This window comes from Ruegeria sp. CDSB086, from assembly GCF_059611065.1.
This window is the reverse complement of sequence record NZ_JBXWOV010000001.1, coordinates 304,034-328,905: the sequence shown is the minus strand read 5'-3', so window position 1 is coordinate 328,905 and position 24,872 is coordinate 304,034. Positions and strand designations below refer to the sequence as shown.

The 24,872-nt window shown below is 57.3% G+C and carries 20 protein-coding genes; 13 read left to right on the top strand and 7 right to left on the bottom strand.

The window, feature by feature from the left end:
- Window positions 1–4 precede the first annotated feature (4 nt).
- The 4 genes from AC2FIO_RS01570 to pyrH form a co-directional block, all read right to left on the bottom strand.
- On the bottom strand, window positions 5–1,213 hold the full coding sequence (locus tag AC2FIO_RS01570) for a class I SAM-dependent methyltransferase (protein ID WP_496695232.1): 1,209 nt from the start codon (window positions 1,211–1,213) through the stop codon (window positions 5–7).
- A gap of 69 nt (window positions 1,214–1,282) precedes the next feature.
- Window positions 1,283–2,707 (bottom strand): cryptochrome/photolyase family protein, encoded by a 1,425-nt coding sequence (locus AC2FIO_RS01565; protein ID WP_496695230.1) that lies wholly within the window; start codon window positions 2,705–2,707, stop codon window positions 1,283–1,285.
- Between the two features lie 54 nt (window positions 2,708–2,761).
- The gene (locus AC2FIO_RS01560; protein ID WP_496695228.1) at window positions 2,762–3,988 is read right to left on the bottom strand and encodes an aminotransferase class V-fold PLP-dependent enzyme; all 1,227 of its coding nucleotides are present in this window, start codon (window positions 3,986–3,988) and stop codon (window positions 2,762–2,764) included.
- 251 nt (window positions 3,989–4,239) lie between these two features.
- Window positions 4,240–4,992 (bottom strand): UMP kinase, encoded by a 753-nt coding sequence (pyrH, locus tag AC2FIO_RS01555; RefSeq protein ID WP_109312162.1) that lies wholly within the window; start codon window positions 4,990–4,992, stop codon window positions 4,240–4,242.
- Between the two features lie 97 nt (window positions 4,993–5,089).
- Here pyrH and miaA point away from each other — a divergent pair, with 97 nt between their 5' ends.
- The 5 genes from miaA to AC2FIO_RS01530 all read left to right on the top strand — a co-directional run bounded on the left by miaA (window position 5,090) and on the right by AC2FIO_RS01530 (window position 12,818).
- On the top strand, window positions 5,090–5,983 hold the full coding sequence (miaA, locus tag AC2FIO_RS01550) for a tRNA (adenosine(37)-N6)-dimethylallyltransferase MiaA (protein ID WP_496695226.1): 894 nt from the start codon (window positions 5,090–5,092) through the stop codon (window positions 5,981–5,983).
- A 327-nt stretch (window positions 5,984–6,310) separates the two neighbouring features.
- The gene (locus tag AC2FIO_RS01545) at window positions 6,311–7,981 is read left to right on the top strand and encodes an ABC transporter substrate-binding protein (protein WP_282151047.1); all 1,671 of its coding nucleotides are present in this window, start codon (window positions 6,311–6,313) and stop codon (window positions 7,979–7,981) included.
- A 135-nt stretch (window positions 7,982–8,116) separates the two neighbouring features.
- Window positions 8,117–9,163 carry an ABC transporter permease gene (locus tag AC2FIO_RS01540; protein WP_058274233.1) on the top strand — a complete coding sequence of 349 codons (1,047 nt, stop codon included), beginning with the start codon at window positions 8,117–8,119 and terminating at the stop codon, window positions 9,161–9,163.
- 12 nt (window positions 9,164–9,175) lie between these two features.
- Entirely contained in the window at window positions 9,176–10,639 is a 1,464-nt protein-coding gene (locus tag AC2FIO_RS01535) for an ABC transporter permease (protein ID WP_496695223.1), read from the top strand.
- A 91-nt stretch (window positions 10,640–10,730) separates the two neighbouring features.
- Window positions 10,731–12,818 (top strand): dipeptide ABC transporter ATP-binding protein, encoded by a 2,088-nt coding sequence (locus AC2FIO_RS01530; protein WP_496695221.1) that lies wholly within the window; start codon window positions 10,731–10,733, stop codon window positions 12,816–12,818.
- 62 nt (window positions 12,819–12,880) lie between these two features.
- Here AC2FIO_RS01530 and AC2FIO_RS01525 read toward each other — a convergent pair whose 3' ends face one another.
- On the bottom strand, window positions 12,881–13,462 hold the full coding sequence (locus tag AC2FIO_RS01525; protein WP_113788946.1) for a lytic transglycosylase domain-containing protein: 582 nt from the start codon (window positions 13,460–13,462) through the stop codon (window positions 12,881–12,883).
- A 207-nt stretch (window positions 13,463–13,669) separates the two neighbouring features.
- Here AC2FIO_RS01525 and ssb point away from each other — a divergent pair, with 207 nt between their 5' ends.
- Window positions 13,670–14,182: a single-stranded DNA-binding protein gene (ssb, locus tag AC2FIO_RS01520; RefSeq protein ID WP_058273781.1), complete on the top strand. Its 513-nt coding sequence runs from the start codon at window positions 13,670–13,672 to the stop codon at window positions 14,180–14,182.
- An 18-nt stretch (window positions 14,183–14,200) separates the two neighbouring features.
- The gene (locus AC2FIO_RS01515) at window positions 14,201–15,271 is read left to right on the top strand and encodes a site-2 protease family protein (protein ID WP_496695218.1); all 1,071 of its coding nucleotides are present in this window, start codon (window positions 14,201–14,203) and stop codon (window positions 15,269–15,271) included.
- On the opposite strand, the gene aroB is transcribed toward AC2FIO_RS01515, so the two are convergent.
- Together aroB and AC2FIO_RS01505 are read right to left on the bottom strand one after the other, a co-directional pair.
- Window positions 15,272–16,384 (bottom strand): 3-dehydroquinate synthase, encoded by a 1,113-nt coding sequence (gene aroB / locus AC2FIO_RS01510; RefSeq protein ID WP_496695216.1) that lies wholly within the window; start codon window positions 16,382–16,384, stop codon window positions 15,272–15,274.
- On the bottom strand, window positions 16,385–16,972 hold the full coding sequence (locus AC2FIO_RS01505; RefSeq protein ID WP_058277741.1) for a shikimate kinase: 588 nt from the start codon (window positions 16,970–16,972) through the stop codon (window positions 16,385–16,387).
- 79 nt (window positions 16,973–17,051) lie between these two features.
- On the opposite strand from AC2FIO_RS01505, the gene AC2FIO_RS01500 reads away from it, so the two are divergent.
- The 6 genes from AC2FIO_RS01500 to AC2FIO_RS01475 all read left to right on the top strand — a co-directional run bounded on the left by AC2FIO_RS01500 (window position 17,052) and on the right by AC2FIO_RS01475 (window position 24,296).
- The gene (locus tag AC2FIO_RS01500; RefSeq protein WP_170557697.1) at window positions 17,052–17,201 is read left to right on the top strand and encodes a hypothetical protein; all 150 of its coding nucleotides are present in this window, start codon (window positions 17,052–17,054) and stop codon (window positions 17,199–17,201) included.
- Entirely contained in the window at window positions 17,191–18,714 is a 1,524-nt protein-coding gene (locus AC2FIO_RS01495; RefSeq protein WP_496695213.1) for a hypothetical protein, read from the top strand. The genes AC2FIO_RS01500 and AC2FIO_RS01495 overlap by 11 nt, the downstream gene beginning before the upstream one ends.
- A 2-nt stretch (window positions 18,715–18,716) precedes the next feature.
- Complete coding sequence (locus tag AC2FIO_RS01490; protein ID WP_496695211.1) at window positions 18,717–19,670, top strand: tyrosine recombinase; 954 nt, start codon at window positions 18,717–18,719, stop codon at window positions 19,668–19,670.
- 63 nt (window positions 19,671–19,733) lie between these two features.
- Window positions 19,734–21,044 (top strand): HlyC/CorC family transporter, encoded by a 1,311-nt coding sequence (locus tag AC2FIO_RS01485; protein WP_058273787.1) that lies wholly within the window; start codon window positions 19,734–19,736, stop codon window positions 21,042–21,044.
- Between the two features lie 203 nt (window positions 21,045–21,247).
- Window positions 21,248–23,665 (top strand): GcvT family protein, encoded by a 2,418-nt coding sequence (locus tag AC2FIO_RS01480; RefSeq protein WP_496695209.1) that lies wholly within the window; start codon window positions 21,248–21,250, stop codon window positions 23,663–23,665.
- 31 nt (window positions 23,666–23,696) lie between these two features.
- Window positions 23,697–24,296 (top strand): nucleotidyltransferase family protein, encoded by a 600-nt coding sequence (locus AC2FIO_RS01475; protein WP_496695207.1) that lies wholly within the window; start codon window positions 23,697–23,699, stop codon window positions 24,294–24,296.
- Window positions 24,297–24,872: the final 576 nt, after the last annotated feature.

Sequence of the window (24,872 nt, the reverse complement as noted above, 5' to 3'; positions counted from 1 at the left end):
TTCCTTAACTCGGTTTCGCTATAGTGATCTGTGTCACATCGCAATTACCGGTGTCAAAGGCTGCTCCGCAGGCGGTCAAATAATAATTCCACATGCGGCGAAAACGCTCATCAAAGCCCATTTCCGAGATTTCGTCCCACTTGCCGTTGAACGTGTCATACCAGCGGCGCAGGGTCAGGTCATAGCTTTTACCGAATTCTTTCGAATTGACGACTTTCAAACCCGCCTGAGCAACTTGTTCCTTCAAAATGGAAGGCGCCGGAAGCATGCCGCCCGGGAAAATATATTTCTGAATGAAATCAATACCGTTACGATACACATCCCATCTATGATCCGCGACAGTGATAATTTGCAACGTCGCTTGCGCCCCGGGTTTCAATCGCTCACGCACAGTGTCGAAATACACAGGCCAGTACTTTTGACCTACCGCTTCGAACATCTCGATCGATGCAATTCCGTCATACTGGCCACGCTCATCCCGGTAATCCTGCAATTTGAATTCAACCAAATCTGAAAGACCAGCATTTTCAATACGCTGCCTCGCAAAATTCAACTGCTCTTGACTGATCGTCAGACCTGTGACCCGCAGGCCACGCTCTTTCGCAGCGTATTCAGCGAACCCACCCCAGCCACAGCCAATCTCAAGAATATGATCTCCGGGTTTTGCACCCATTTCATCGACCATGCTGGCATATTTTGCGGTTTGCGCCTTTTCCAGACTTTCCTGCCCTGTTTCGAACAGTGCGCTGGAATAGGTCATCGTGTCATCAAGCCACAAACGATAGAAATCATTGCCCAGATCATAATGGTACGAGATGTTCTTTTTGGCCTGTGTCCGGTTATTGCGGTGCAACCAGAACCGTAACCGCTCATACATCTGCACAAGGACTTTGCCGGTGAAATCGTCGTAGACCGTTTCATTACCCATATGCACCAGATCCATAAAGGATCGCAGGTCCGGCGTGCTCCAGTCACCTTCCAGATATGCGTCGGAAAAACCAAGTTCACCCTCACGGACCAGGCGGGCAAAAACGTCTGGATTGTGGATATCCACACGCGCAACCGGCCCGGGTTTGGTGCCCTCGGTTCGGAAGACACGACCATCCGGCAGTCCGATGTCCAATCGGCCAGACTGCATCCGGCTAACCATTTTGAATACTTGCGCAAAGTATCTGGGCAGGTCTTTCTGCCCCTCGGTGGTCATCAAAGTCATCCGCTCTCCTCTGTGCGGCCGCGCAAACAGGCTAGGCCGAGTTTGTGTTTGTGGCAAGTTTTCAATTCGTTACTGGTTTTTTCGGCCCTCATAGGCCGCCAATGCACGCGCCCGACCGGCTGCCAAAGTGACAACGGGTTGCGGGTATGGGTCCTGTGGGCTGAGGTTCCATGACTTCGGAACCGCATCAAAATACGCCAGTGCTGTTGCTGGTGGATTGCTCTGCCCCTCAGCAATCCAATGCCGAACGAAGTCCGATTGCGGATCGAATTTTTCCTGCTGGGTATGCGGATTGAAGATGCGAAAGAATGGCGAGGCATCCGGCCCCGACCCTGCAACCCATTGCCAGCCCATAGCGTTTGCCGCCGGATCCCAGTCGACCAGACAATCCGCGAACCAATCCATGCCAATTTTCCAATGCGTCATGAGATGCTTGGTCAGGTAGCTCGCCACGATCATCCGGGCCCGATTGTGCATCCGCCCTGTCACATACATCTGCCGTAACCCCGCATCGACGCCCGGAACGCCGGTTTTCGCCTGCTTCCACGCGAGAACTTCGGGCTGCTCCGCATCAGTATTCCAGGGAAATCTATCCCACTCCGGCTTCCAATTACCGCTGAGCAAGGATGGAGTGTGATACATCAGGTGATAAGCAAACTCGCGCCAGACCAATTGGCGCAAATAGGGTTCGCCCCCCTGAACTCCCGTCATCCCGGCCCGCTGAACTGCGTGCCAGACACTGCGCGGGCCTATTTCACCTAAAGACAGATATTCGGACAGGTTGGATGTTCCGTCCAAGTCCATACGATCCCGGTGATCTGAATAGTCGGGGGTGCGGTCCAGAAATTGATGCAACGCCTCAAAAGCTGCGGTTTCGCCCGGTCGGACATGGGGTGTGACCACGGATGCTCCGCGGCGCATCTGCGCGCCCAGATGCCAATCCTCAAGGTTTTCAGAAACGGGCCACATCGCGGGCGGTATGAGATGAGACACAGCGTTGTTTGGGGCCGGAACATCCCGGCTGCGCACTGAACGCCACATTGGAGTGAACACACGGAACGGCTGCCCTGTTTTCGTCGCAACTGTCCAAGGTTCGAACAAAAGATGGCCCGCGAAGGATTTAACCGTGATACTCTGGTCGGTCAGAGCCGTCTTGACTTTCGTATCTCTGGCAATGGCGTCTGGGTCATAGGCCCGAGACCAAAACACATCGCTTGCACCAGTTTCGACGACAAGCTGCTGCAAAACGGTCAGCGCATCCCCATGCCGCAGGATCAGGCGCCCGCCAGCCTGTTCTAGCGCCTGGGCAAAAGCCTTTAGGCCCAATCCAAGACGCCATTTCGGCGCTGCGCCCAAAGCCTGGACCGTGTGGTCCAGAATGAAAACTGGTATGATCGGTCGCCCGCTCTCAACCGCGGCGCTCAGTGCAGGGTGATCCGACAGGCGCAAATCCCGTCGGAACCACATTATGATCGGTGACCGCTGCTGTTCCATGTCCGCCCTGCTCTTTTCTTCTTTCTTCGGTTACGAAGCAGAGGCGGAATTGGATCACAAAACGTCGTCTAGTGCATTCAAAAGCTGATCAATTTCCTGTTGAGACGTATAGTGCGTGAAACTGACCCGCAGCACGCCCTGATCCGGATCAACCCCCATCGCGGTCAACGGGCGCACGGCATAGAAATCACCTCCGCCGGCCATGATTCCATATCCAGTCAGAACGGCGGCAACCGCTTCGGCATTGCGGTTCAGCGCCAGGGCCACAGTCGGCGCGCGGTGGCTGGCATCGGATGTTCCGATCAGGCGAACGGCGTTGCGGTCTTTGACCGCATCCAGAACTGGTTGCAGCAATGCGACCTCGTGCGAGCGCATCAGATCATGGGCGAATGAACCACGCTCGGCCGCTTCGCCGGTTGGCCCGCTATGATGGTCGCACAGCAGATCAATATAATCCGCCATGCCCGCGCTGGCCGCAATCTGGGCATGGTCCGGTCCCGCCGGAGTAAACCGTTGGTACAGCACGTCGCCGTTGAAATAGTGCCCCTGGTTCGGCAGCATCTCCCCCAGCGTACGCCGGATGACCATACAACCCTGATGCGGCCCATATGTTTTGTAGGCCGAAAACAGATAGATATCCGGCCCCAGATCACCAACATTCGGAAACCCGTGTGGTGCATAGGATACGCCGTCAACGCATACAAATGCCCCCGCCGCATGGGCAATCGCGGTGATCTCGGTAACCGGGTTGATCTCTCCGATCACGTTCGAGCAATGGGGAAAACACACCAGACGCACGTTTTCATCCAATAGGTTTTCCAGATCCATCGGATTCAACGACCCGGTTTCGGGATCAATCTGCCATTCGCGGATTTCGATCCCCTCGTCCGCTAGCCGCCGCCACGGACCTGAATTTGCCTCATGATCCTGATTGGTGACAATGATGGCCTCACCCGGTTGCATCCATTGGCGGAAAGCTTGCGCCAGAACATAGGTGTTCTGCGTGGTCGAAGGGCCAAAGCTCAACTCATCCGTCTCGACGCCCAATATGGCTGCCATGCGTGCCCGGGCTTCGTCCATTTCCTCGCCGGCAAGACGGCTGGCCTCATAGGGTGCATAGGGTTGCACTTTGCGCTGGGTATAATACCGCGTCAGGCGGTCGAGAACCGGCTTGCAAGTGTATGACCCACCAGCGTTTTCGAAGAATGCCTGCCCTTGCAGGCTGGGCTCGGAAAAGGCCGGAAACTGTGACCGGACAAAATTGATATCCAGAGTGCTCATGGCACTTCTCTCCTTGATCATGCGCGTTCATTCAAGAGGTGTCCGAGCATGATTTCGAAACCCTCAGAAATCATGGCAGGTCTTCCAGCCCAGTCCACGCGATAGGCGCAGACAGCCCCCGCTACCGATCCGGCACGGGAACGCGGTCAAATTGCAAGGACTGAGATGGTTCGTCAAGCGTTCAGGTTTGCTAAACGCGCACAAAAAAGCCGGGCATCCAAACCCGGCTTTTAAGCAAACTGTAAAGCGGTTTAGCCCTGAACTTTGGTGTAGGTCCCCTCACCGGCCAAAATGCCCCGGAACCCGCCCGGTTCGTCCAGCCCGAAGACAATCAACGGCAGATTGTTGTCGCGCGCCAGCGCAATGGCCGACGCGTCCATGACCCGCAGGCGTTTGGCCAGAACATCATCATAGCTGACGGTGTCGTACCGCACGGCATCCGCGTGTTCCTTGGGGTCCTTGTCATAAACACCATCGACGCCATTTTTACCCATGAAGATCGCCTGACACGCCATTTCGTTGGCGCGCAGGGTCGCGGCGGTGTCGGTGGTGAAATACGGGTTTCCGGTTCCGGCAGCAAAGATGCAGACCCGTTTTTTCTCAAGGTGGCGCACGGCGCGACGGCGAATGTAGGGCTCGCAAACCTCATCCATGCGGATGGCTGAGATTACCCGGGTGAAAACGCCGATTTCTTCCAGCGCGGACTGCATCCCCAGCGCGTTCATGACCGTTGCCAGCATGCCCATGTAATCAGCCGTAGTCCGTTCCATCCCCTGTGCCGATCCGCTGAGACCGCGGAAGATGTTGCCCCCGCCAATCACCATGCAGATCTCGACACCCAAATCGTGCACAGATTTGATCTCTTGCGCGATGCGCTGAACTGTGGGCGGATGCAGGCCAAACCCCTGATCGCCCATAAGCGCCTCGCCCGAGATTTTCAGCATTACGCGATCATACCTTGCCTTTGTGATTTCGGCGGTGTCGGTGGTCGGGGAAATGGTCATGTTGCGCTCCGGGCTGGCACGGGTTTATTTTCAGGCGCAAAATGAAGCAAAACCGCCGCAGGTTCAATGCGATTGGTAAGGAATAAGGCAGTCCGAGATGACCGAACCCGGGAGATCGCAGATATTGGGCCGCCTGCCCCCCATTCCTGATGGGAAACCTGTTCTGATTGCCGGTCCAACCGCGTCCGGAAAGTCCGCCCTTGCCCTGTTGATCGCCGAACAGTTCGGCGGCGTCATCGTGAATGCCGATGCCAGCCAGGTCTACGATTGCTGGCGCGTAATTTCCGCCCGTCCGTCGGCTGAGGAGGAAGCCCGCGCGCCGCATCTTCTGTACGGACATATCTCATATGATCAGGACTACTCCACCGGCCATTGGCTGCGCGAGGTGAAACCGCTGCTGACCGGCGGCGCACGCCCCATTATTGTAGGGGGCACCGGCCTATATTTTTCTGCGCTGACCGAAGGTATGGCCGATATTCCACCTACACCGTCCGAAATCCGGGCCGAGGCGGACAGCCTGACCTTGCAGACTCTGATCGCGGGTGTGGATGCGCAGACACTGGCCCGGATCGACACACAAAACCGCGCCCGTGTTCAACGGGCATGGGAAGTGTACAATGCCACCGGTCGAAACCTCAGTGACTGGCAAGACGCCACACCACCCCCGGTTTTGGACGTGAAGAAAACAGTGCCCATCGTTTTCGACGTGGATAAACAATGGCTTTTGGACCGCATCACGCGCCGCTTTGACCTGATGTTGGACACCGGTGCATTGACCGAGGTTGAAAGGATGCGGGACCGCTATGATCCGTCGCTTCCGGCATTCAAAGCCATCGGAGTACCCGAGTTGATGGCCTATTTCGACGGCACCATGATGTTGGATGAGGCCCGCGAACGGGCCACGATCTCGACCCGCCAATTCGCCAAACGACAGCGCACCTGGTTTCGCGCCCGCATGAAAAGCTGGAATCGGGTTGATTTATCAAAGTGATACCTGATGCGGTTGAAGTCGCACTGATCGCGAACACACATGCAGAGAATTCGCGGCGAATCCACTGGCGCGAAACTGAACCTGCCAAGGGATTCCCCTGGGGCTGAAAAAGCTGATAGCGTTAAACTCAGCCCGTCAATGTCGTTTTTGTACCTCGAATGACGATTTCGAACATTGACCTCACCAAAATTCTGGTGCCGAATGTCGGTCATGGGGATGTCCGAAATCCGAGATCAGAAGACCAATGAACCTGCCGGCCGGAGCATTCCGGCCTGAGCGGTTCGCCACTTCATCCAAAAAAATACTGTCTCACAGGGAGTAACGTTAATGAATAATCAAACAATGACCGGAGCACCGATGCACTGGGCGGCAGAAATGCACGCACAGGAATATCGGGACGGCAAACTGAACCGACGCGAGTTTTTGACCCGCACCACGGGCCTTGGGGTCACCGCCGCCGCAGCCTATGGCATGATCGGACTGGCTGCCCCGGCGCGAGCGGCCGGAGAAGATGCAAAGAAAGAAGGCGGCACCCTGCGCGTTCAGCAGGAAGTGCGCGCCCTGAAAGACCCACGCACCTATGACTGGTCGCAGATCGCGAACGTCACCCGCGGCACGCTCGAGTATCTGGTCGAGTACAACTCGGACGGTACGTTCCGCGGCATGTTGCTGGAGGGCTGGGAAGTCAACGACGACGCAACCGTTTACACTCTGAAAGTCCGCCCGGGCGTCAAATGGAACAACGGTGACGACTTCACCGCGGAAGATGTGGCCCGCAACATTGGGCGCTGGTGTGACAAGAGTTCGGAAACCAACTCGATGGCAGGTCGCTTTGCGACACTGATCGATCCTGAATCTGGTCAGGCCATTGACGGCGCAATCGAAGTTGTCGATGCCAACACCGTCAAACTGAACCTGCCAGCTTCTGACATCTCGCTGATTGCGGGCATGGCAGATTATCCGGCGGCTATTGTACACAGCTCGTTCAGTGAAACCGATCTGCTCAACAATGTGGGCACCGGCGCATATCTTGTGCAGGAATTGGAAGTCGGCGTGAAAGCCACCCTCGTTCGCAACGAGAACCACACTTGGTGGGGCGAAGAAATCTTTGGTCGCCCGGCGCTGGACAGCATCGTCTACATTGACTACGGCACCGACCCGTCCGCATGGCTGGCCGCGCTGGAATCCGATGAAGTCGACATGTTGTATGAATCGGTTGGTGAATTCATCGATGTGATGGACAGCCTCGGCTATGTGAAGTCCGAAGTTGTAACCATGAACACCATCGTCGTCCGCCCGAACCAGTTGGCCGAGATTGACGGCAAGAAGCCTTACGAAGACAAGCGTGTGCGTCAGGCTCTGCAAATGGCGGTTGATAACTCGATCTGTCTGGAATTGGGTTACGGCGGTCGCGGTTCGCCTGCGGAAAACCACCATGTTGGTCCAATCCACCCGGACTATTACGAACTGCCGCCGCAGAAGGTTGACCCGGAAGGCGCGCGCGCGCTGATGGAAGAAGCCGGAATGATCGATTTCGAGCACGAGCTGATCTCGATCGACGATGACTGGCGCCGGAACACCACCGACGCGGTTGCAGCGCAGCTGCGTGACGCGGGTATCAAGGTCAAGCGGACCGTTCTGCCGGGCAACACGTTCTGGAACGACTGGGCGAAATACCCCTACAGCTCGACCAACTGGAACCACCGTCCACTGGGCGTGCAAATCTGGGCTCTGGCCTATCGTACCGGTGAAGCCTGGAACGAATTCGGCTGGGCAAATGCCGAGTTTGACGCGCTTCTGACCGAAGCGCTGGCCATCGCGGATGCCGACAAGCGCCGTGAAGTGGTCGCCAAGGGCGAGGCGATGATCCAGGAAGAAGGCGTCACCATTCAGCCTTACTGGCGTTCGCTGTATCGCCACATGAAGGACGGTCTTGTCGGCACCGACATGCACGTGTCCTTCGAGCACCACCACTATAAATGGGGTTGGGCGGCCTAAAACCTGCCAGACGTTAATGGGGGCGCCTGAACAGGGCGCCCCTTTCCAGCCGCAGACAGGCCGACACGGGGTCGGATGTCCGAGGCCAGACAATGGTCCAATGATCTGCGGAACACCCGAACAACAGGGGCCATCATGGGACTATTCATCCTCCGACGGTTCGGCGTCATGCTTCTTACTGCATTGTGCCTGACTTTCGTGGTCTTCTTTCTGACCAACCTCTACCCGAACCTGGAAAAGCTTGCGAAAACGCAGGGCAACCAGCGGATGTCCGACGAACAGGTTGAGACCTGGTTGGACAATCGCGGTTATCTGCAACCAACGCTGGTCAAATACGGTCAATGGCTGGGGGTTTTGCCAGGCTATACCAAGACACTTGATGACGGCACGTTCCTTGGAACGTGTACCAGACCGGGGTCGACCGAGGAAACGACCTCCAGATATTGCGGTGTTTTGCAAGGCGACTGGGGCTATTCCAGCGTGTTCAAAGACGAGGTCGGCACCATTGTTGGCAAACGCCTGGGCAACACCGGCTATCTGATGTTTTGGGTTTTGGTCCTGATGGTGCCATCCGCGCTACTGGTCGGAGTATTGGCCGGGATGCGCGAAGGATCAGCGCTTGACCGGTCCCTCTCCACCTTCTCGATCATCACGACGGCGACGCCGGAATACGTATCAGGCGTGATCTTCATCGCGATCTTCACCTCGTCCACCGTGGGCCTGAAATGGTTCAAGGGCACTGCAACGCAAGCGATGGACAATCCGACCTTTGAGAACTTCTTTCTGCCGGTTCTGACCATTGCGCTTTACGGGATGGGCTATATCGCCCGGATGACCCGCGCTTCGATGACCGAGGTGATGACCGCACAATACATCCGTACCGCGCGTCTCAAGGGTGTTTCCTTTGGCAACATCGTTATGAAGCACGCGCTGCGCAACGCTCTGATCGCCCCCTTTACTGTTATCATGCTGCAGTTCCCATGGCTGCTGAATGGCGTGGTGATTGTTGAAACCCTATTCAACTACAAGGGTTTCGGCTGGGCACTGGTACAGGCGGCGGGCAACAACGACATTCAGCTCTTGCTGGCGATTTCGGTCGTGTCGGTCTTTGTGGTGCTGGTGACGCAGCTGATATCCGATATCGGCTATGTCTACCTCAACCCGCGCATCCGTATTTCGTAAGGGAGATAGATCATGGAACCTCTTAGCTGGACCGGCTCTATCGCCATTCTAAACCCTATCTTGATGATCGCGCTGGCTGCGTTGGTCGTATCTATCGTCGTCTGGATCATCGGCAGCATCGTCCTACCCGAAGCCCCGTTGAGCTTGAATGCGGACGGCACGCTCAGCTCAGGCACAGGACTGCGGGGATTGACCCAAACAACCTTGAGATACAGCTTTTTCGCCTGTGTCGTCCTTGCGCTGGCGTATATCGTGCTTGGCATCCTCATGGGTACCAGTGCCGGGATCGTCGGCGCGATCTCACAGCAATTTCTGCCTGTGTGGTTGTCGCTGATCATCCTATTTGCAATGTCGATCGCCTTCAAACGACGCCTCGGGCTGTACGGAAAACTGTTCGACAGCCCCATCGGCATGATCGGCTTTGGTCTTGTGATGTTCTGGGTCTTTACCGGGATCTTCGGTGCGCTGGATCTGATCATCACACATGACCCGCTGAGTCAGGTCTCTGGCATGAAGAACAAAGTGCCCGGAACGCCCCTGCAAAACCCTGAAGACGGCGAGTATGCCTGGTACCTTCTGGGCGGCGACAACCTTGCCCGCGACGTCTTTAGTCGCATGGTCAAAGGCGCATGGATCGTGGTGCAGATCGCACCGCTTGCGACCATGTTCGCATTTATGGTCGGGATCACTCTGGGTCTTCCAGCAGGGTACTACGGAGGACGTCTGGACACGTTCCTGTCCTTCCTTGCCAACCTGATCCTGGCTTTCCCGGTAATCCTGTTGTTCTACCTGCTGGTCACACCCGAAATCGTGGCGACAGGCGTGCCGAACTATATGGCGGCCGTTTTGTTCATATTCCCGATCTTGTTCATCGGCGTTCTGCTGAACTCGCGGTATTACACCCGCCCGAATTTCCGCACTCCGCTGTTGATCGGGGTTCTGGGTATCGCGCTGTGGCTGTATCTGTCGCTGATTTCGACCGATGGCTACATCATCAACACCGATGATTACGGCATTTGGGGCTTGCCGACTTATCTGGACCTGTTCGATATCCCTGGCGGTATCCTCGTGGTGTTTGTTTCGGTTGTCTTCGTGAACTCACCCACCGTGTTCCGCATCGTGCGCGGTCTCGCGCTGGACATCAAAACACGGGATTACGTGGCTGCGGCACAGACCCGTGGCGAAGGCCCCTGGTACATCATGCTGTGGGAGATCCTGCCCAATGCACGAGGTCCGCTGATCGTCGATTTCTGTCTGCGTATCGGCTATACCACGATCCTGTTGGGAACCTTGGGTTTCTTCGGATTGGGACTGCCGCCGGAAAGCCCGGATTGGGGCTCTACGATCAACGAGGGGCGCAAGCTACTTTCTATCTACCTGCACCCCGCCCTTCCGCCTGCCTTTGCCTTGCTGTCGCTGGTTCTTGGTCTGAACCTGCTGGCAGATGGCCTGCGCGAAGAAAGCCTGAAGGACTGATGTGAGAGCGACCGAGGGCTTTGCCCCCGGACCCCCAGGATATTTTTAGCCAGATGAAGGGGATCCCCGGACTCTCGCGAGGAGATACAAGATGAACAAATTGGCGGAATATGACGGCCCAATTCTTGAGATCGACAAACTTTCGATTTCTTTCTTCACCCGCCTTCGGGAAATTCCCGCCGTGATGGATTTTTCGGTCAGCGTACAGCCCGGCGAGGCTGTTGGACTGGTCGGAGAATCCGGTTGCGGAAAGTCCACTGTGGCACTTGGGGTCATGCAGGACCTTGGCAAGAACGGGCGGGTTGTCGGCGGTTCGATCAAGTTCAAAGGGCGCGATCTGGCCGAGATGAGCGCGGATGAATTGCGCGATATTCGCGGCAATGAGATCGCGATGATCTATCAGGAACCGATGGCCTCGCTGAACCCGGCGATGAAGATCGGCAAGCAATTGATGGAAGTGCCGATGATCCACGAGGGAGTCGGCAAGGAAGAGGCCTATGCCCGCGCATTGGAAGTGGTAACGGACGTACGCCTGCCCGACCCCGAGCGGATGCTGAATTCGTTCCCCCATCAGCTGTCAGGGGGGCAGCAGCAGCGTATCGTGATCGCGATGGCGCTGATGTCGAAGCCGGCGCTGTTGATTCTGGATGAACCGACAACCGCACTGGATGTGACGGTTGAGGCCGCCGTAGTCGAGCTGGTCAGGGATTTGGGTAAGAAATACGGCACCTCGATGCTGTTCATCTCGCACAACCTTGGTCTGGTTCTGGAAACTTGTGACCGGCTTTGTGTGATGTATTCGGGTGAGGCAGTCGAGCGCGGCTCGATACACGATGTATTCGACGAGATGCAGCACCCCTATACGCAGGCGCTGTTCCGCTCGATCCCGTTGCCGGGGGCAGACAAGAACGCCCGCCCACTAGTGGCCATTCCCGGGAACTTTCCCCTGCCCCACGAACGCCCGTCAGGCTGTAACTTTGGCCCACGCTGCGACTATTTCGAAGAAGGCCGCTGCGACGCGCAGAATATTCTGATGGCGCCTGTACCCGGCAATGACCGGCACCACACACGCTGCTTGAAGTACAAGGAGATTGACTGGAACGCCCCGATCACTTTGGCCGACAAGAAAGAAAAAGGTGAAATCGGCCGCGTTGTCCTGAAAATGGACAACCTCAAGAAATACTATGAAGTAGCCGCCAATGCGTTGTTCGGGGGCGGTGAGAAGAAGGTGGTCAAGGCCAACGAAACACTTAGCTTTGAGGCACATGAATCTGAGACGCTGGCGATTGTGGGCGAATCCGGTTGCGGTAAATCCACCTTTGCCAAAGTTCTAATGGGGCTTGAAACGGCCACGGATGGACAAATCCTGCTAGACAACCGCAACATCGAAGATGTGCCGATCGAAGAGCGGGATGCCAAAACCGTGGGCGAAGTTCAAATGGTGTTCCAGAACCCGTTTGACACTCTGAACCCCTCGATGACCGTTGGGCGGCAGATCATCCGCGCGCTGGAAATTTTTGGCATCGGCAATTCCGAGGCTGAGCGAAAACAACGCATGCTGGAATTGTTGGACCTGGTGAAGCTACCGCGCGCCTTTGCCGATCGGATGCCGCGTCAGTTGTCCGGTGGACAGAAACAGCGCGTCGGTATCGCGCGCGCCTTTGCAGGCGATGCGCGGATCGTAGTTGCGGACGAACCTGTGTCGGCTTTGGATGTGTCTGTACAAGCGGCGGTGACCGACCTGTTGATGGAGATTCAGCGCGAACACAAGACAACCTTACTGTTCATCAGTCACGACCTGTCGATTGTGCGCTATCTCAGCGACCGGGTGATGGTGATGTATCTGGGCCATGTGGTCGAACTGGGGACCACCGACCAGGTGTTCTCGCCGCCCTATCACCCCTACACCGAGGCTCTGCTGAGTGCTGTTCCCATCGCGGATACGTCGGTTGAAAAAGCGCATATCGTTCTGGACGGTGATATCCCCTCGGCCATGAACCCGCCCCCGGGGTGCCCTTTCCAGACGCGCTGTCGCTGGAAATCCGAAGTGCCGGGTGGGCTGTGCGAGAAAGATGTGCCGCCGGTAAAAACCCTGGCGGACGGACACCAGGTCAAATGCCATCTGTCCGAAGAAGTTCTGGCCCGCATGGAGCCGGTCATCAAAATCGCGGCCGAGTAACGGCCCAAACGCAAAGAACCGGCCACAGCGCCGGTTCTTTTCTGACTTGGGTCGGTAGTTTATCAGCCGCCCCAGATCACTTTCACATAGTTCTGGGTTTCTTTGTAAGGTGGCACGCCGCCGTGCTTTTCCACGGCTTTCGGACCGGCGTTATAAGCCGCCAGCGCCAGCCGCCAGGATTTGAACTTGCGATACTGCCACGACAAATAACGGGCCCCGCCTTCCAGATTTTGCTTCGGATCATGCGGGTTCACACCCAAAAGACGCGCGGTTCCAGGCATCAGCTGTGCCAAACCCAGTGCCCCTTTGTGAGACACCGCGTGCGGGTTCCATCCGCTTTCCTGTTGCACCAGTCGCAAGAACAACTCTTCCGGGACACTGTGTTTCCGGGCTGCTTGCCGCGCCAGCGCCAGGTATTGGCCGCGATATTTACCATTATATCGCTTGATGACTTGAGTTGGCTGCGCTGTTTTTGGCTTCAACCGTTCAGAGCCGCGGTACTGGGTGGCAGCGCGCGAGTCTAAAATCTTGGATTGTTTGAGGAAAATATCCTTACGGTTTTTGGTGGACAGGGTTTCCGCCGCAGCCGGAACCGAAACCAGCGCAAGGCACAGAACAGAAAAACAACCAACTAAAAAACGCATTTATGCCAATCCCGCTCGCTCTCGAACCCTAACGAGTATAGGTATTTCAGGCAAAAATGAAAGCGTGGTAAATAGAACCTTCGGGATTTCTTGCCGACCGTTGCACAGATCAACTGTGTTTTAACCACGACGTAGGCCGTATAGGGTCGCGTAGAAACTTTGCGTCAGATTCGGGCGCTCTCGACACAGACAAGAACGGGGAAATATATGGCAGGTTCAGTCAACAAGGTCATTCTGGTCGGAAATCTTGGCCGCGATCCTGAAGTTAGGAATTTCCAAAACGGGGGCAAAGTATGCAACCTGCGCATCGCCACATCCGAAAACTGGAAAGACCGCAATACTGGCGAGCGTCGTGAGCGCACCGAGTGGCACTCGGTCGCGATCTTCAACGAAGGGCTTGTCCGCGTAGCGGAGCAATATCTGCGCAAAGGCTCGAAGGTCTATCTCGAAGGGCAATTGCAGACCCGCAAGTGGCAGGACCAATCTGGTCAGGACCGTTATTCGACTGAGGTTGTTCTTCAGGGCTTCGGCTCGACCCTTGTGATGCTGGATGCGCGCGGCGAAGGCGGAGGCGGCGGCGGTTATGGCGGCGGACAGTCAGGCAGCTATGGCGGTGGTCAGGCGGGCGGCGGCTATGGCGACCCCTATGGCGGACAGTCCAGCGCCCCTGCCCCTGCACCTGCATCCGGCGGAATCGACGACGACGAGATTCCGTTCTAAGGCAAACGGAGACGAAACATGACATGGTCCTTCTCACTCGGCCGGGTACTGGGGTCGGAACTGAGGGTCCATGTCACCTTTTTTCTGTTACTGGGCTGGGTCGCCTTTGCGGCTTATTCCAAAGGCGGGGTGCCCGCCGCGATCGACAACCTGGTCTTTGTTCTGGCCCTGTTTGCCTGCGTTGTCGCGCATGAGTTCGGCCACGCGCTGATGGCGCGGCGCTACGGCATCAAAACCCCTGACATCACCTTGCTGCCTATCGGCGGGCTTGCCCGGCTCGAAAGGATGCCCGAGAAGCCCATGGAAGAAGTCTGGGTCGCTCTGGCCGGGCCGGCGGTAAATATTGTGATCTGGATCGTTTTGATGGCCATGGGGGCCGGAATGACGCTGGAGTCTCTGGCCCGGATCGATTCGACCAGCGCCGGACTGTTGAACCGGCTGGCCTATGTGAACTTGCTGCTGGCCGTATTCAACATGATCCCGGCCTTCCCCATGGATGGCGGCCGGGTTTTCCGTGCGCTTTTGTGTCTGAAGATGGATCGGGTAAAAGCCACACGTATCGCCGCCCTTGCGGGTCAGGTGGTGGCGGTGGCGTTTGGTTTTCTCGGGTTGAGCACTGGTAACCCCCTGCTGGTTTTGATCGCCGTCTTTGTGTTCGTCGCTGCCAATGCGGAAAGCCACGATGTGGCCATGCGCTCAGTCGCGCGGCGGGTGCTGGCCCGCGACGCGATGATTACCGAGTTTCACGCCCTATCGCCCACCGACACGCTTGCAACCGCCGCACAGGCCGTCATTCACACCACCCAACACGAATTCCCCGTGTTGGGTCCGAATGGAGACCTGCTGGGCTTTATGGCACGCGGCACGCTGTTCACTGCCATGGCGCAAGAGGCACCTCGGTCCGATCTGGCAACTTCGATCATGGAAACCGAGATCCCGCGCGTTGAATTGACCACCGGCCTGGAAACCGTGCTGGGGAAACTACACAAGGGTGCTCCCGCCGTCGCAGTTTGCACCCAGGCCGGGACAATGGTCGGCTACATCACCCGCGAAAACATCGGTGAACTGATGGTGATCCGCGGACGGTGATCAGATCGTCGCCAATGCGTCTTCAAGCACGGACAACACAGCGTCCCTTGGGGCGTCCGAAGTGACGAACGCCTGCCCGATTCCGCGGGCAAGAATAAACCGCAACTGCCCGTCGATGACCTTTTTATCCTGCGCCATCAGGTCAACCAGCGCTTCGGCATCCGGCAGATCTCCGGGAATGTCGGCCAGATCGGTTTTCATTCCCATTGCACGTAGGTGCGCCCGAACACGGCTCGGTTCCTCCTGTGAGCACAGCCCAAGACGAGAGGACAGCTCAAACGCCAGTGCACAGCCGATAGCGACACCCTCGCCGTGCAACAGGCGATCAGAATACCCGGTGGCCGCTTCAAGCGCGTGACAGAAAGTGTGCCCAAGGTTCAGCAGCGCACGGTCGCCCTGCTCAGTCTCGTCGCGGGCTACGATGTCGGCCTTCATCTGAACCGAGCGTGTCACCGCCCGCACGCGCGCGGCCATATCGCCACCCGAAACGTCGGGACCGTTTCTTTCGAGCCATTCAAAGAACTCTGCATCGCCCAGCAGGCCGTACTTGACCACCTCGCCATAGCCCGACAGGAAATCCCGCTGAGTCATGGTGCCTAGAACCGAGGTGTCCGCCAGAACCAGAGACGGCTGATGGAATGCCCCAATCAGGTTTTTGCCCTGTGGAGCATTGATGCCGGTTTTTCCGCCAACAGAACTGTCCACCTGTGCCAGCAACGAGGTCGGTATCTGGACAAAACGGACACCGCGCCGCAAAACGGCCGCAGCAAATCCCGCAAGATCACCGATGACCCCGCCACCCAAGGCAATCACCACATCGCGGCGTTCTACCTTTTCCGACAAAAGCCATTCAACCGCGCGCTCGAAATGCGGCCAGCTTTTGGTGGATTCTCCTGCGGGCAAGGCCAGCGAGGTCATCTCGATTCCAGCTGTTGCCAGGCCATCCCGCAACGCATTCAGGTGCAACCTGGCCACGTTCTCATCCGTCAGAACGGCGACCTTGGGCCGGTGCAACAAGGGTGCAATCATCGTGCCGGATTGTGCCAGCAGGTCGGGCCCGATTTCCACGTCATACGAGCGTTCGCCCAGCTCTACATGTACGGTTTGGTGCATTTACTTCCGTTCCAATACGTCGGGGCGCGTCAACATCGACTCCACCACCCGGTCCACCATATTTTCAATCGAGGTTTCGCCATCGGACTCAACTGTCAGACCTGCCTGCGCATAAACCGGGACGCGGGCTTCATACAAGGCGCGCAAGGTCGCATATGGGTCAGCCGTGCGCAGCAAAGGCCGTGTGTCCTTATGTTTGACCCTGTTCCACAACACCTTCAAGTCAGCCCGCAGCCAGACCGAGACCCCGCGTTCGGTGATCATCTGGCGGTTCTGATCGGAAAGAAAAGCGCCGCCGCCAGTTGACAGGATGCCTTTTTCCTCGTCCAGCAGACGTCCGATGACCTGACTTTCCTTGGCGCGAAAGAACGGTTCACCATCACGCTCAAATATCTCGGGGATGGTCATATTGGCGGCCGATTCGATCTCGGCGTCGCTGTCGAGGAAGGGAACACCCAGCCTTGCGGCCAAAGCACGGCCCACAGCCGTCTTTCCAGCCCCCATCATGCCAACAAGAACGACGGTTTTGTGCAGTTCAAAGACCGCATCAGTACCTTCTGTGTGGGCGTTATGCTTAATTTCGCTCATTTCAACGTGAATGACGTGATCTTACGAAAAATGCCAGCTATAACTATGGCAAAAGACAAAATTGGGGCAGCGTTGAGCAATGGGCCGTCTGATCAAGTTCCTGATATATATTGTTTGCCTGTGTTTTGTCGGGCTGGTGGGATATGCGTATTTGGGTCCGATATTCGGGGTGGATTTCTCGGCCCCGCAAGACGAGATCCGAGAGCCGGTAATCCTGAATGTTGAATAAAGCCGCACTGGCTGCCTTATTGCTGGCTGGATCAGCGCAGGCGCAGCAGGCTCCTCTTTCTGTCATCGATTGGCTGACGGACCCTCCGGAAAACCTGCCAGGGACTGTCCTGTTGGAACCACCGGTCACGGAGACGGGCATTCAGCCGGATATCCAAGTCTCTCCGCTTGAGGCGCTGTCACAGCCGTTGGGGCTTGTGTCGTCGTCGGTGACCGGCCTGCCGGTGCACCTTTGGCAGAATAGTGATGCCGACCGGCTGGCTGAGCTGATCACCGATGTGCCGGTTCGCTATAACCCCGCCATGCAGCGATTACTGTTTACTCTGATCCTGTCAGAGGCTCGCGCACCAGCTGGTTCGGGTGCTGAAGAAACCCTGCTGCTCGCCCGCATCGACCGGTTGATGCAACTTGGTGCAGCCGACCCGGCGCAATCGCTGGTCCAATTGGCCGGTCCGACCGACACACGCGAAAGGTTCCAGCGCTGGTTTGACGCCACCCTGCTCACCGGGGACGAGGATCGCAGCTGTACGTCGCTGATCGCGAAGCCACACCTGTCGCAGGACTACGCCGCACAGATTTTCTGCAAGGCCCGACGCGGAGACTGGCCATCAGCCGCCCTAACGCTGGAAGCAGCGCACGCATTGCAGATATTGCCACCAGATGAGCTGGATGTGCTGGATCGCTTTCTCAGCCCCGAGTTGTTTGAAGAAGCCGAATACCTTCCGCAACCAGATGATCCCAGCCCACTGACCTTTCGCCTGTTTGAGGCGATCGGGGAACGCCTGCCATCGGCCCCTCTGCCCCGTGCCTTTGCGAATGCCGACCTGCGGGACGTAGCGGGGTGGAAAGCGCAGATCGAAGCGGCTGAGCGACTGACCCGCATCGGCGCGCTGACCCCCAACCAGTTGCTGGGTCTGTATACCGAGCGCTCTCCGGCCGCGTCCGGCGCAGTTTGGGACAGGGTCTCGTCCGTGCAACGGTTCGAGTCTGCACTGGATTCGCGCAATCCCGACAAAATCGCCCGAGCTTTAAATACTGTGTGGACGCAAATGCGCCTGATCGGATTAGAGGTACCCTTTGCAGAATTGTTCGCAGAACGCCTGTCGCAGATAGAGCTGACGGATCCGTCGGCGGAACAGCTGCGCTGGCGTATCCTGCTGTTGTCCGAACTGTATGAAACAGCGGCCCTTTCTGTGCCCGGTCAATCCGACGAAAATCACTTTCTGGCGGCGTTAGCGCAAGGAGATCCGGGGCGCGCGCGCTCTCCTTCGCCTCTGGCGGATGCGGTTGCGCAAGGGTTTGCATGGGCTGCTCCGGTCCCGCCGAATATCGAAACGATGCTAAACAACGATCAGCTAGGTGAAGCGATCTTAGAGACCATGCAACGGTTCGCGCACGGGTCGCGCGGCAACCTAGTCGATCTGACAGCAGCCATTGCGACGCTGCGCCGGGTGGGCCTTGAGGACACCGCCCGCCGCGCCGCACTGAACTTGCTGATCCTGCAGGACCGCTGATCGTGGCGGCCCCGGCGACGCAGGACTTGTGGATTTCCACCTTTTTGCAAGCTCAGGCCGCCGAATTGGGGGCCGCGACCAATACGCTGCTAGCCTATGGCCGCGATCTGAAAGAATTCTCGGCCTGGCTGGAACGTCGAAAGACGGGTTTTCCCGACACACAAAGAGAACAAATCGAACATTACCTGATAGACTGCGACGTACAGGGCCTGTCCCGTTCCACGCGCGCACGTCGGTTGTCAGCGATCAAGCAACTGTTTCGGTTCGCCTTTGAAGAAGGTTGGCTTGAAGCTAACCCCGCCATTCAGATCAAAGGCCCCGGTCGGCAAAAACGGCTGCCCAAAACATTGGATGTCGCCGAAGTCGATCGTTTGCTTGAGGCCGCGCGCCGCACCGGTCGCAAGGATGCAGAACGGGTGCGCAACACCTGCCTGATGGAGGTTCTGTACGCCACGGGAATGCGGGTAACTGAATTGGTTTCGCTGCCGGTCTCCTCGGCCAGAGGTGACCCCCGGATGCTGCTTGTGCTGGGCAAAGGTGGCAAGGAACGGATGGTGCCTCTGTCCCCTCCGGCGCGCGATGCGTTGGCGGCGTGGTTGCTTGTCAGGGACGAGACCGAGGACAAGCAGGTTGCAGACGGTGCTCAGCGTTCCAAGTTCCTGTTTCCGTCTCGCGGCAAATCCGGCTTTCTGACCCGGCACAGGTTTTTCCTGCTGGTCAAGGAACTGGCCGTAGAAGGTGGCGTTTCGCCGGAAAAAGTGACACCACACACCCTGCGCCATGCCTTTGCCACGCATCTTCTTGCCAATGGCGCTGATCTGAGGTCGATCCAGACCCTGCTGGGCCATGCCGACGTGGCGACCACGGAAATCTACACCCATGTCTTGGACGAACGCCTGTCAGAGCTTGTGTTGCAGCATCACCCGCTGGCGAAAGACGGCGATGACGACGGCTAACCCCTTGATCCACAGCATACGCACCCCCATAACGGATGCAGTATCACGAACAACCAAGGACCGATGGAACCCTCTTCTGCTTCTCTGATCGACGGCGCATTCTGGTTTACCACAGGCGCCATCCTGCTTTTGCTTATCCTGTCGGGCTTTTTCTCGGGTTCTGAAACGGCATTGACCGCATCATCGCGCGGAAAGCTGCGTGTACAGGCTGACAAGGGTTCACGCGGCGCGCAAAAGGCGCTGGAAATCACGGACGACAACGAACGGCTGATCGGCTCGGTCCTGTTGGGCAACAACCTTGTCAACATCCTTGCCGCGTCGCTGGCGACTGCGTTGTTCACCCGGCTGTTCGGTGAAAGCGGCGTTGCGCTGGCAACGCTGGTGATGACCCTACTGGTCCTGATCTTTGCCGAGGTTCTTCCCAAGACCTACGCGATCACCAATTCGGAAAAGGCGGCCGCTGCCGTGGCACCGATCATCGGTGTCGTCGTGACGGTGTTTTCACCCATCGTTGCAGCCGTGCGCCTGCTGGTACGCGGTGTTCTGCGCCTGTTCGGCGTCCAGATCGACCCGGACAGCAACATTCTGGCCGTGCGCGAGGAAATCGCCGGAGCGTTGCAGCTTGGACATTCCGAAGGCGTGGTCGAAAAGGAAGACCGCGACCGTATCCTTGGCGCGCTGGATCTGGGCGATCGTACGGTTGAAGAGATCATGTTGCACCGCTCGAATATCGAGATGATCGATGCAGACGCCTCGCCCGAGGCCATCCTTCAGCAATGTCTGAAAAGCAGCCACACCCGCCTGCCCGTGTTTCGCGACGAACAGGAAAACATCGTTGGTGTCGTCCACGCCAAGGACCTGTTCCGTGCGATGTACGCCCATGCCGACGGCAGTGAGAACGCTGATAACCGACTGAAAGAATTCGACATCCTCAAGGTCGCGAACGACCCCTATTTTGTTCCGGAAACCACCACTCTGGACGATCAGATGCGCGAATTCCTGCGGATGCACAGCCACTTTGCGCTGGTGGTGGATGAATACGGTTCGCTGCGCGGGCTGATCACGCTTGAGGATATCCTCGAGGAAATCGTGGGCGAGATCGCGGACGAGTTCGACATCGACGAAGACGTATCCGTGACCCGAACCGAAGATGGGCAGTTTCTGGTCGAAGGGGCCACCACGATCCGCGACGCCAACCGCGCGATGGATTGGTCCCTGCCCGACGTTGAGGCAAATACCATTGCCGGTCTGGTCATTCACGAAGCGCAGATGATCCCAACCGTCGGTCAGGTCTTTTCCTTTCACGGCTTCCGCTTTGAGGTGACAAAACGTCAAGGCAACCGGATCACCGAATTGAAGGTTCGACCTCTCTGAGAACAACCCAAAAAACTGCAAGAAGCCACCGGCGTTCTGATCCGAACGCCGGTTTTCTTTTGGACAACCACCGTACCCTTCCTGTTTGGGGTCGCCAGAAAGCGGTGAACCCGGATCGCCTTCCGCGACACTTTCCGTCGCTGAAGCTATTGCAAAGGCAGCTTTCCTATTGAGACTGACGGCATAGGCATCAGGAGACGTGCATGAAACTCACAACCCAAGTTGCAGTCATCGGCGGCGGAGTCGTTGGATGCTCCGTACTCTATCACCTGACCAAGCTGGGGTGGACGGACGTGATGCTGTTGGAACGCTCCGAGCTGACCAGCGGGTCGACCTGGCACGCGGCGGGCGGGTTTCACACCCTGAACGGCGACACCAACATGGCGGCGCTGCAGGGATATACGATCCGGCTGTATAAAGAGCTGGAAGAGATTACCGGCATGTCCTGCGGTCTGCATCATGTGGGCGGAGTGACGCTGGCAGATAACCAGGATCGGTTCGACATGTTGCTGGCGGAACGCGCCAAGCATCGGTTCATGGGGTTGGAGACGGAAATCGTTGGTCCGGATGAGATCAAAAAGATCGCTCCTATCACCAACACCGACGGGATCATCGGCGCGCTTTATGATCCGTTGGACGGTCATCTTGATCCGTCGGGGACCACCCATGCCTACGCCAAAGCGGCCCGGATTGGAGGCGCTACGATCGAAACGCACTGCATGGTGCGCGAAACCATCCAGCGCACCGATGGAACATGGGATGTGGTCACCGACAAGGGTACGATCCATGCCGAACACATCGTCAATGCCGGTGGCCTTTGGGCGCGCGAGGTTGGCGCGATGGCGGGCGTCTATTTCCCCCTACACCCGATGGAACACCAGTATCTGGTGACAGACTCGATCTCTCAGATCGAGGCGATCATCGACGCTGGCGGCGAGCATCCGCATGTGATGGATCCCGCCGGAGAAAGCTATCTGCGGCAGGAAGGGCGCGGGCTGTGTATTGGGTTCTATGAACAGCCCTGCAAACCCTGGGCTGTCGATGGCACACCGTGGGAGTTCGGCCACGAATTGCTGCCTGACGATTATGACAAGATCACCGACAGTATCGAATTCGCCTACAAACGCTTCCCCGTTCTGGCCGAGGCTGGTGTCAAATCGGTAATCCATGGACCGTTTACCTTTGCGCCCGATGGCAACCCGCTGGTCGGGCCGGTGCCGGGCATGCGCAACTACTGGTCCGCCTGTGGCGTGATGGCCGGGTTCAGTCAGGGTGGCGGTGTTGGCCTGACGCTGGCGCAATGGATGATCGAAGGAGAGCCCGAACGCGATGTGTTCGCCATGGATGTCGCCCGCTTCGGCGACTGGATCGGGCCTGGCTATACGCGCCCGAAGGTGATCGAGAACTATCAGAAACGCTTTAGTGTCGCCTACCCCAACGAAGAACTGCCGGCCGCGCGTCCGAACCGGACCACCCCGATGTACGACATATTCAGCGATCTGGGCGCGGTTTGGGGTCAGCAATACGGGCTGGAGGTTGCGAACTATTTTGCGCAGGGTGACGAACCGGGCTTTGAGACGCCCTCATTCCGACGCTCGGATGCCTTCGAGGCGACTGGGCGCGAGGTGCGCGCTGTGCGCAATGGTGTCGGCATCAACGAGGTCCACAATTTCGGCAAGTATCGCATCACCGGCCCGGGTGCGCGCGACTGGCTGGACCGCATCATGGCTGGCCGCATTCCAAAGCCTGGGCGCCTGTCGCTGACACCAATGCTGTCGCCCAAAGGCAAGCTGATCGGGGATTTCACCGTTTCCTGTCTGGCTGAGACCGAATTCCAACTGACCGCGTCATACGGCAGCCAGGCCTTCCATATGCGGTGGTTCCTGCAGCATCAGGACGATGGTATTGCAATTGAAAACATCAGCGACCGTCTGAACGGCTTTCAGATCGCCGGACCAAAGGCGGCCACGGTTTTGGCGGCCTGTACCCGCACGAACATCTCGAACCTCAGGTTCCTTGATGTTCGCCGCATGACCATCGGTATGACCGACTGCACCGTTCAAAGGGTCAGCTACACGGGCGATCTGGGGTACGAAATCTACTGTGATCCGATGGCCCAACGGCAATTGTGGTGGACCCTTTGGCAGGCCGGTCAGCCCCACGACATGGTGCCCTTTGGCATGCGCGCGATGATGAGCCTGCGGTTGGACAAGTTCTTTGGGTCTTGGATGAACGAGTTCTCACCCGACTACTCTGCCGCGGAAACCGGGCTGGATCGCTTTATCGCCTTCACCAAGAACACGAACTTCATCGGTCGGACTGCGGCTGAACTGGAACGGACCGAAGGAACGGCGCGCAAGCTGGTCTCGTTCGAAGTGGATGCTGACGACGCTGACGTGAATGCCTATGAGCCGATCTGGCTGGATGGTGCGGTCGTCGGATTCTGCACCTCGGGCGGGTATTCCCATTACGCTGGCAAATCCATCGCTATGGGTTTCCTTCCCTCGGACCGTATACGTGACGGTTTGGAGGTCGAGATTGAGATACTGGGCCAGATGCGCAAGGCGCGCGTGATCTCAACCCCACTGTTCGACGGGGACGGTGAACGTATGCGGGGATGACAAAAGACGGCTACGGCGGCTATGTGAAGGTATGACAGACATTCCCATTATCCTTCTGGCCGCCGGGCAATCCCGCCGCATGGCTGGCACGGACAAGCTGATGCAAAGCGTCGATGGCATGCCACTGCTACGGCGATCCGCACAAACAGCGTTGCAGGTAGGCCCGGTGATAGTTGCGCTTCCGCCTGCTCCGCATCCTCGCCAGGACGCCTTGAAAGGTATGGATGTTGTTGCAGTTGAAATACCCGACGCTGATGAGGGCATGAACGCCAGTTTGCGCGGTGCTCTTGCGCATGTGCCCGCCGATGCCGGGGCTGTCATGGTTTTACTGGCAGATTTGCCGGAAATCACAGTTGGTGACCTGAAGCAGGTCGCAGATTCTGTCCAAGAATATCCAAATTTCTTGATCTGGCGTGGGGCGACAGCCACAGGAAAGCCCGGCCATCCGGTTGTGTTTGCTCGTCCGCTGTTCAAAGAGCTCAGGCAACTTACAGGCGATGAGGGCGCGCAGTCCGTTGTGCAGGCGCATAAGAATGCAGTGCATCTTCAACCACTACCCGGTCAAAACGCCCTGTTGGATCTGGACACTCCCGAGGATTGGGCACGCTGGCGGGCCGGGAAGGCCACATAACCGGCCTGCCAGTATAGAAACGGCCCGGTCGATACCGACCAGGCCGCTTGCCCAAAACAGGACTACCACTTTTCACCAATCCTGAAAACGCTGCCAAAAATGCCTATGGCACCCTGGCTATTCCGCCGCTGAACCTAAACAAGACCCCCTCGTTAACATGCCGCTCAGCGTTTCCAGTGACTGTGACAAGCCGTTGGCACCCCCTAGTGCCTTCGGCTCCCCCTTCGCTTGGGCAAGTTCATCGTCACCCAAACGGTGCGCCCAAACAATGTAAAATTGGAAAGAACGGTTAATTTTTGGCGTCTCGGAATGGTTTTTGCGCAACATCCCGCCGAAGCGGGATCTACCTATAGACGATCAATCAACTGCACGCCTTAGGTCACATCGGACGTTATGTATATTCTTTATTGAGCATATATACAGCTTATCGGTAGCATACGCTTTTGATCTGTTCAGGTTGCAAAAACGAGCCACAACCAAGAGATGAGCGATTTTTCGCCAAGGCCCTTCAGTGATCCTTTGTTACCAAAACTGAATCAATTCAGGATTATTCAGGATTTGACTTTCAAATTGGCA

Bases quoted from the DNA above. Each gene is read 5' to 3' on its own strand.
- miaA (WP_496695226.1), top strand. From the start codon at position 5,090: ATGACCGAACCCGGGAGATCGCAGATATTGGGCCGCCTGCCCCCCATT.
- AC2FIO_RS01525 (WP_113788946.1), bottom strand. From the start codon at position 13,462: ATGCGTTTTTTAGTTGGTTGTTTTTCTGTTCTGTGCCTTGCGCTGGTT.
- pyrH (WP_109312162.1), bottom strand. From the start codon at position 4,992: ATGACCATTTCCCCGACCACCGACACCGCCGAAATCACAAAGGCAAGG.
- AC2FIO_RS01565 (WP_496695230.1), bottom strand. From the start codon at position 2,707: ATGGAACAGCAGCGGTCACCGATCATAATGTGGTTCCGACGGGATTTG.
- AC2FIO_RS01475 (WP_496695207.1), top strand. From the start codon at position 23,697: ATGACAGACATTCCCATTATCCTTCTGGCCGCCGGGCAATCCCGCCGC.
- AC2FIO_RS01500 (WP_170557697.1), top strand. From the start codon at position 17,052: ATGGGCCGTCTGATCAAGTTCCTGATATATATTGTTTGCCTGTGTTTT.
- AC2FIO_RS01535 (WP_496695223.1), top strand. From the start codon at position 9,176: ATGGAACCTCTTAGCTGGACCGGCTCTATCGCCATTCTAAACCCTATC.
- AC2FIO_RS01530 (WP_496695221.1), top strand. From the start codon at position 10,731: ATGAACAAATTGGCGGAATATGACGGCCCAATTCTTGAGATCGACAAA.
- AC2FIO_RS01540 (WP_058274233.1), top strand. From the start codon at position 8,117: ATGGGACTATTCATCCTCCGACGGTTCGGCGTCATGCTTCTTACTGCA.
- AC2FIO_RS01485 (WP_058273787.1), top strand. From the start codon at position 19,734: ATGGAACCCTCTTCTGCTTCTCTGATCGACGGCGCATTCTGGTTTACC.
- AC2FIO_RS01480 (WP_496695209.1), top strand. From the start codon at position 21,248: ATGAAACTCACAACCCAAGTTGCAGTCATCGGCGGCGGAGTCGTTGGA.
- AC2FIO_RS01560 (WP_496695228.1), bottom strand. From the start codon at position 3,988: ATGAGCACTCTGGATATCAATTTTGTCCGGTCACAGTTTCCGGCCTTT.
- AC2FIO_RS01545 (WP_282151047.1), top strand. From the start codon at position 6,311: ATGAATAATCAAACAATGACCGGAGCACCGATGCACTGGGCGGCAGAA.
- aroB (WP_496695216.1), bottom strand. From the start codon at position 16,384: ATGCACCAAACCGTACATGTAGAGCTGGGCGAACGCTCGTATGACGTG.
- AC2FIO_RS01515 (WP_496695218.1), top strand. From the start codon at position 14,201: ATGACATGGTCCTTCTCACTCGGCCGGGTACTGGGGTCGGAACTGAGG.
- ssb (WP_058273781.1), top strand. From the start codon at position 13,670: ATGGCAGGTTCAGTCAACAAGGTCATTCTGGTCGGAAATCTTGGCCGC.
- AC2FIO_RS01505 (WP_058277741.1), bottom strand. From the start codon at position 16,972: ATGAGCGAAATTAAGCATAACGCCCACACAGAAGGTACTGATGCGGTC.
- AC2FIO_RS01495 (WP_496695213.1), top strand. From the start codon at position 17,191: ATGTTGAATAAAGCCGCACTGGCTGCCTTATTGCTGGCTGGATCAGCG.
- AC2FIO_RS01570 (WP_496695232.1), bottom strand. From the start codon at position 1,213: ATGACTTTGATGACCACCGAGGGGCAGAAAGACCTGCCCAGATACTTT.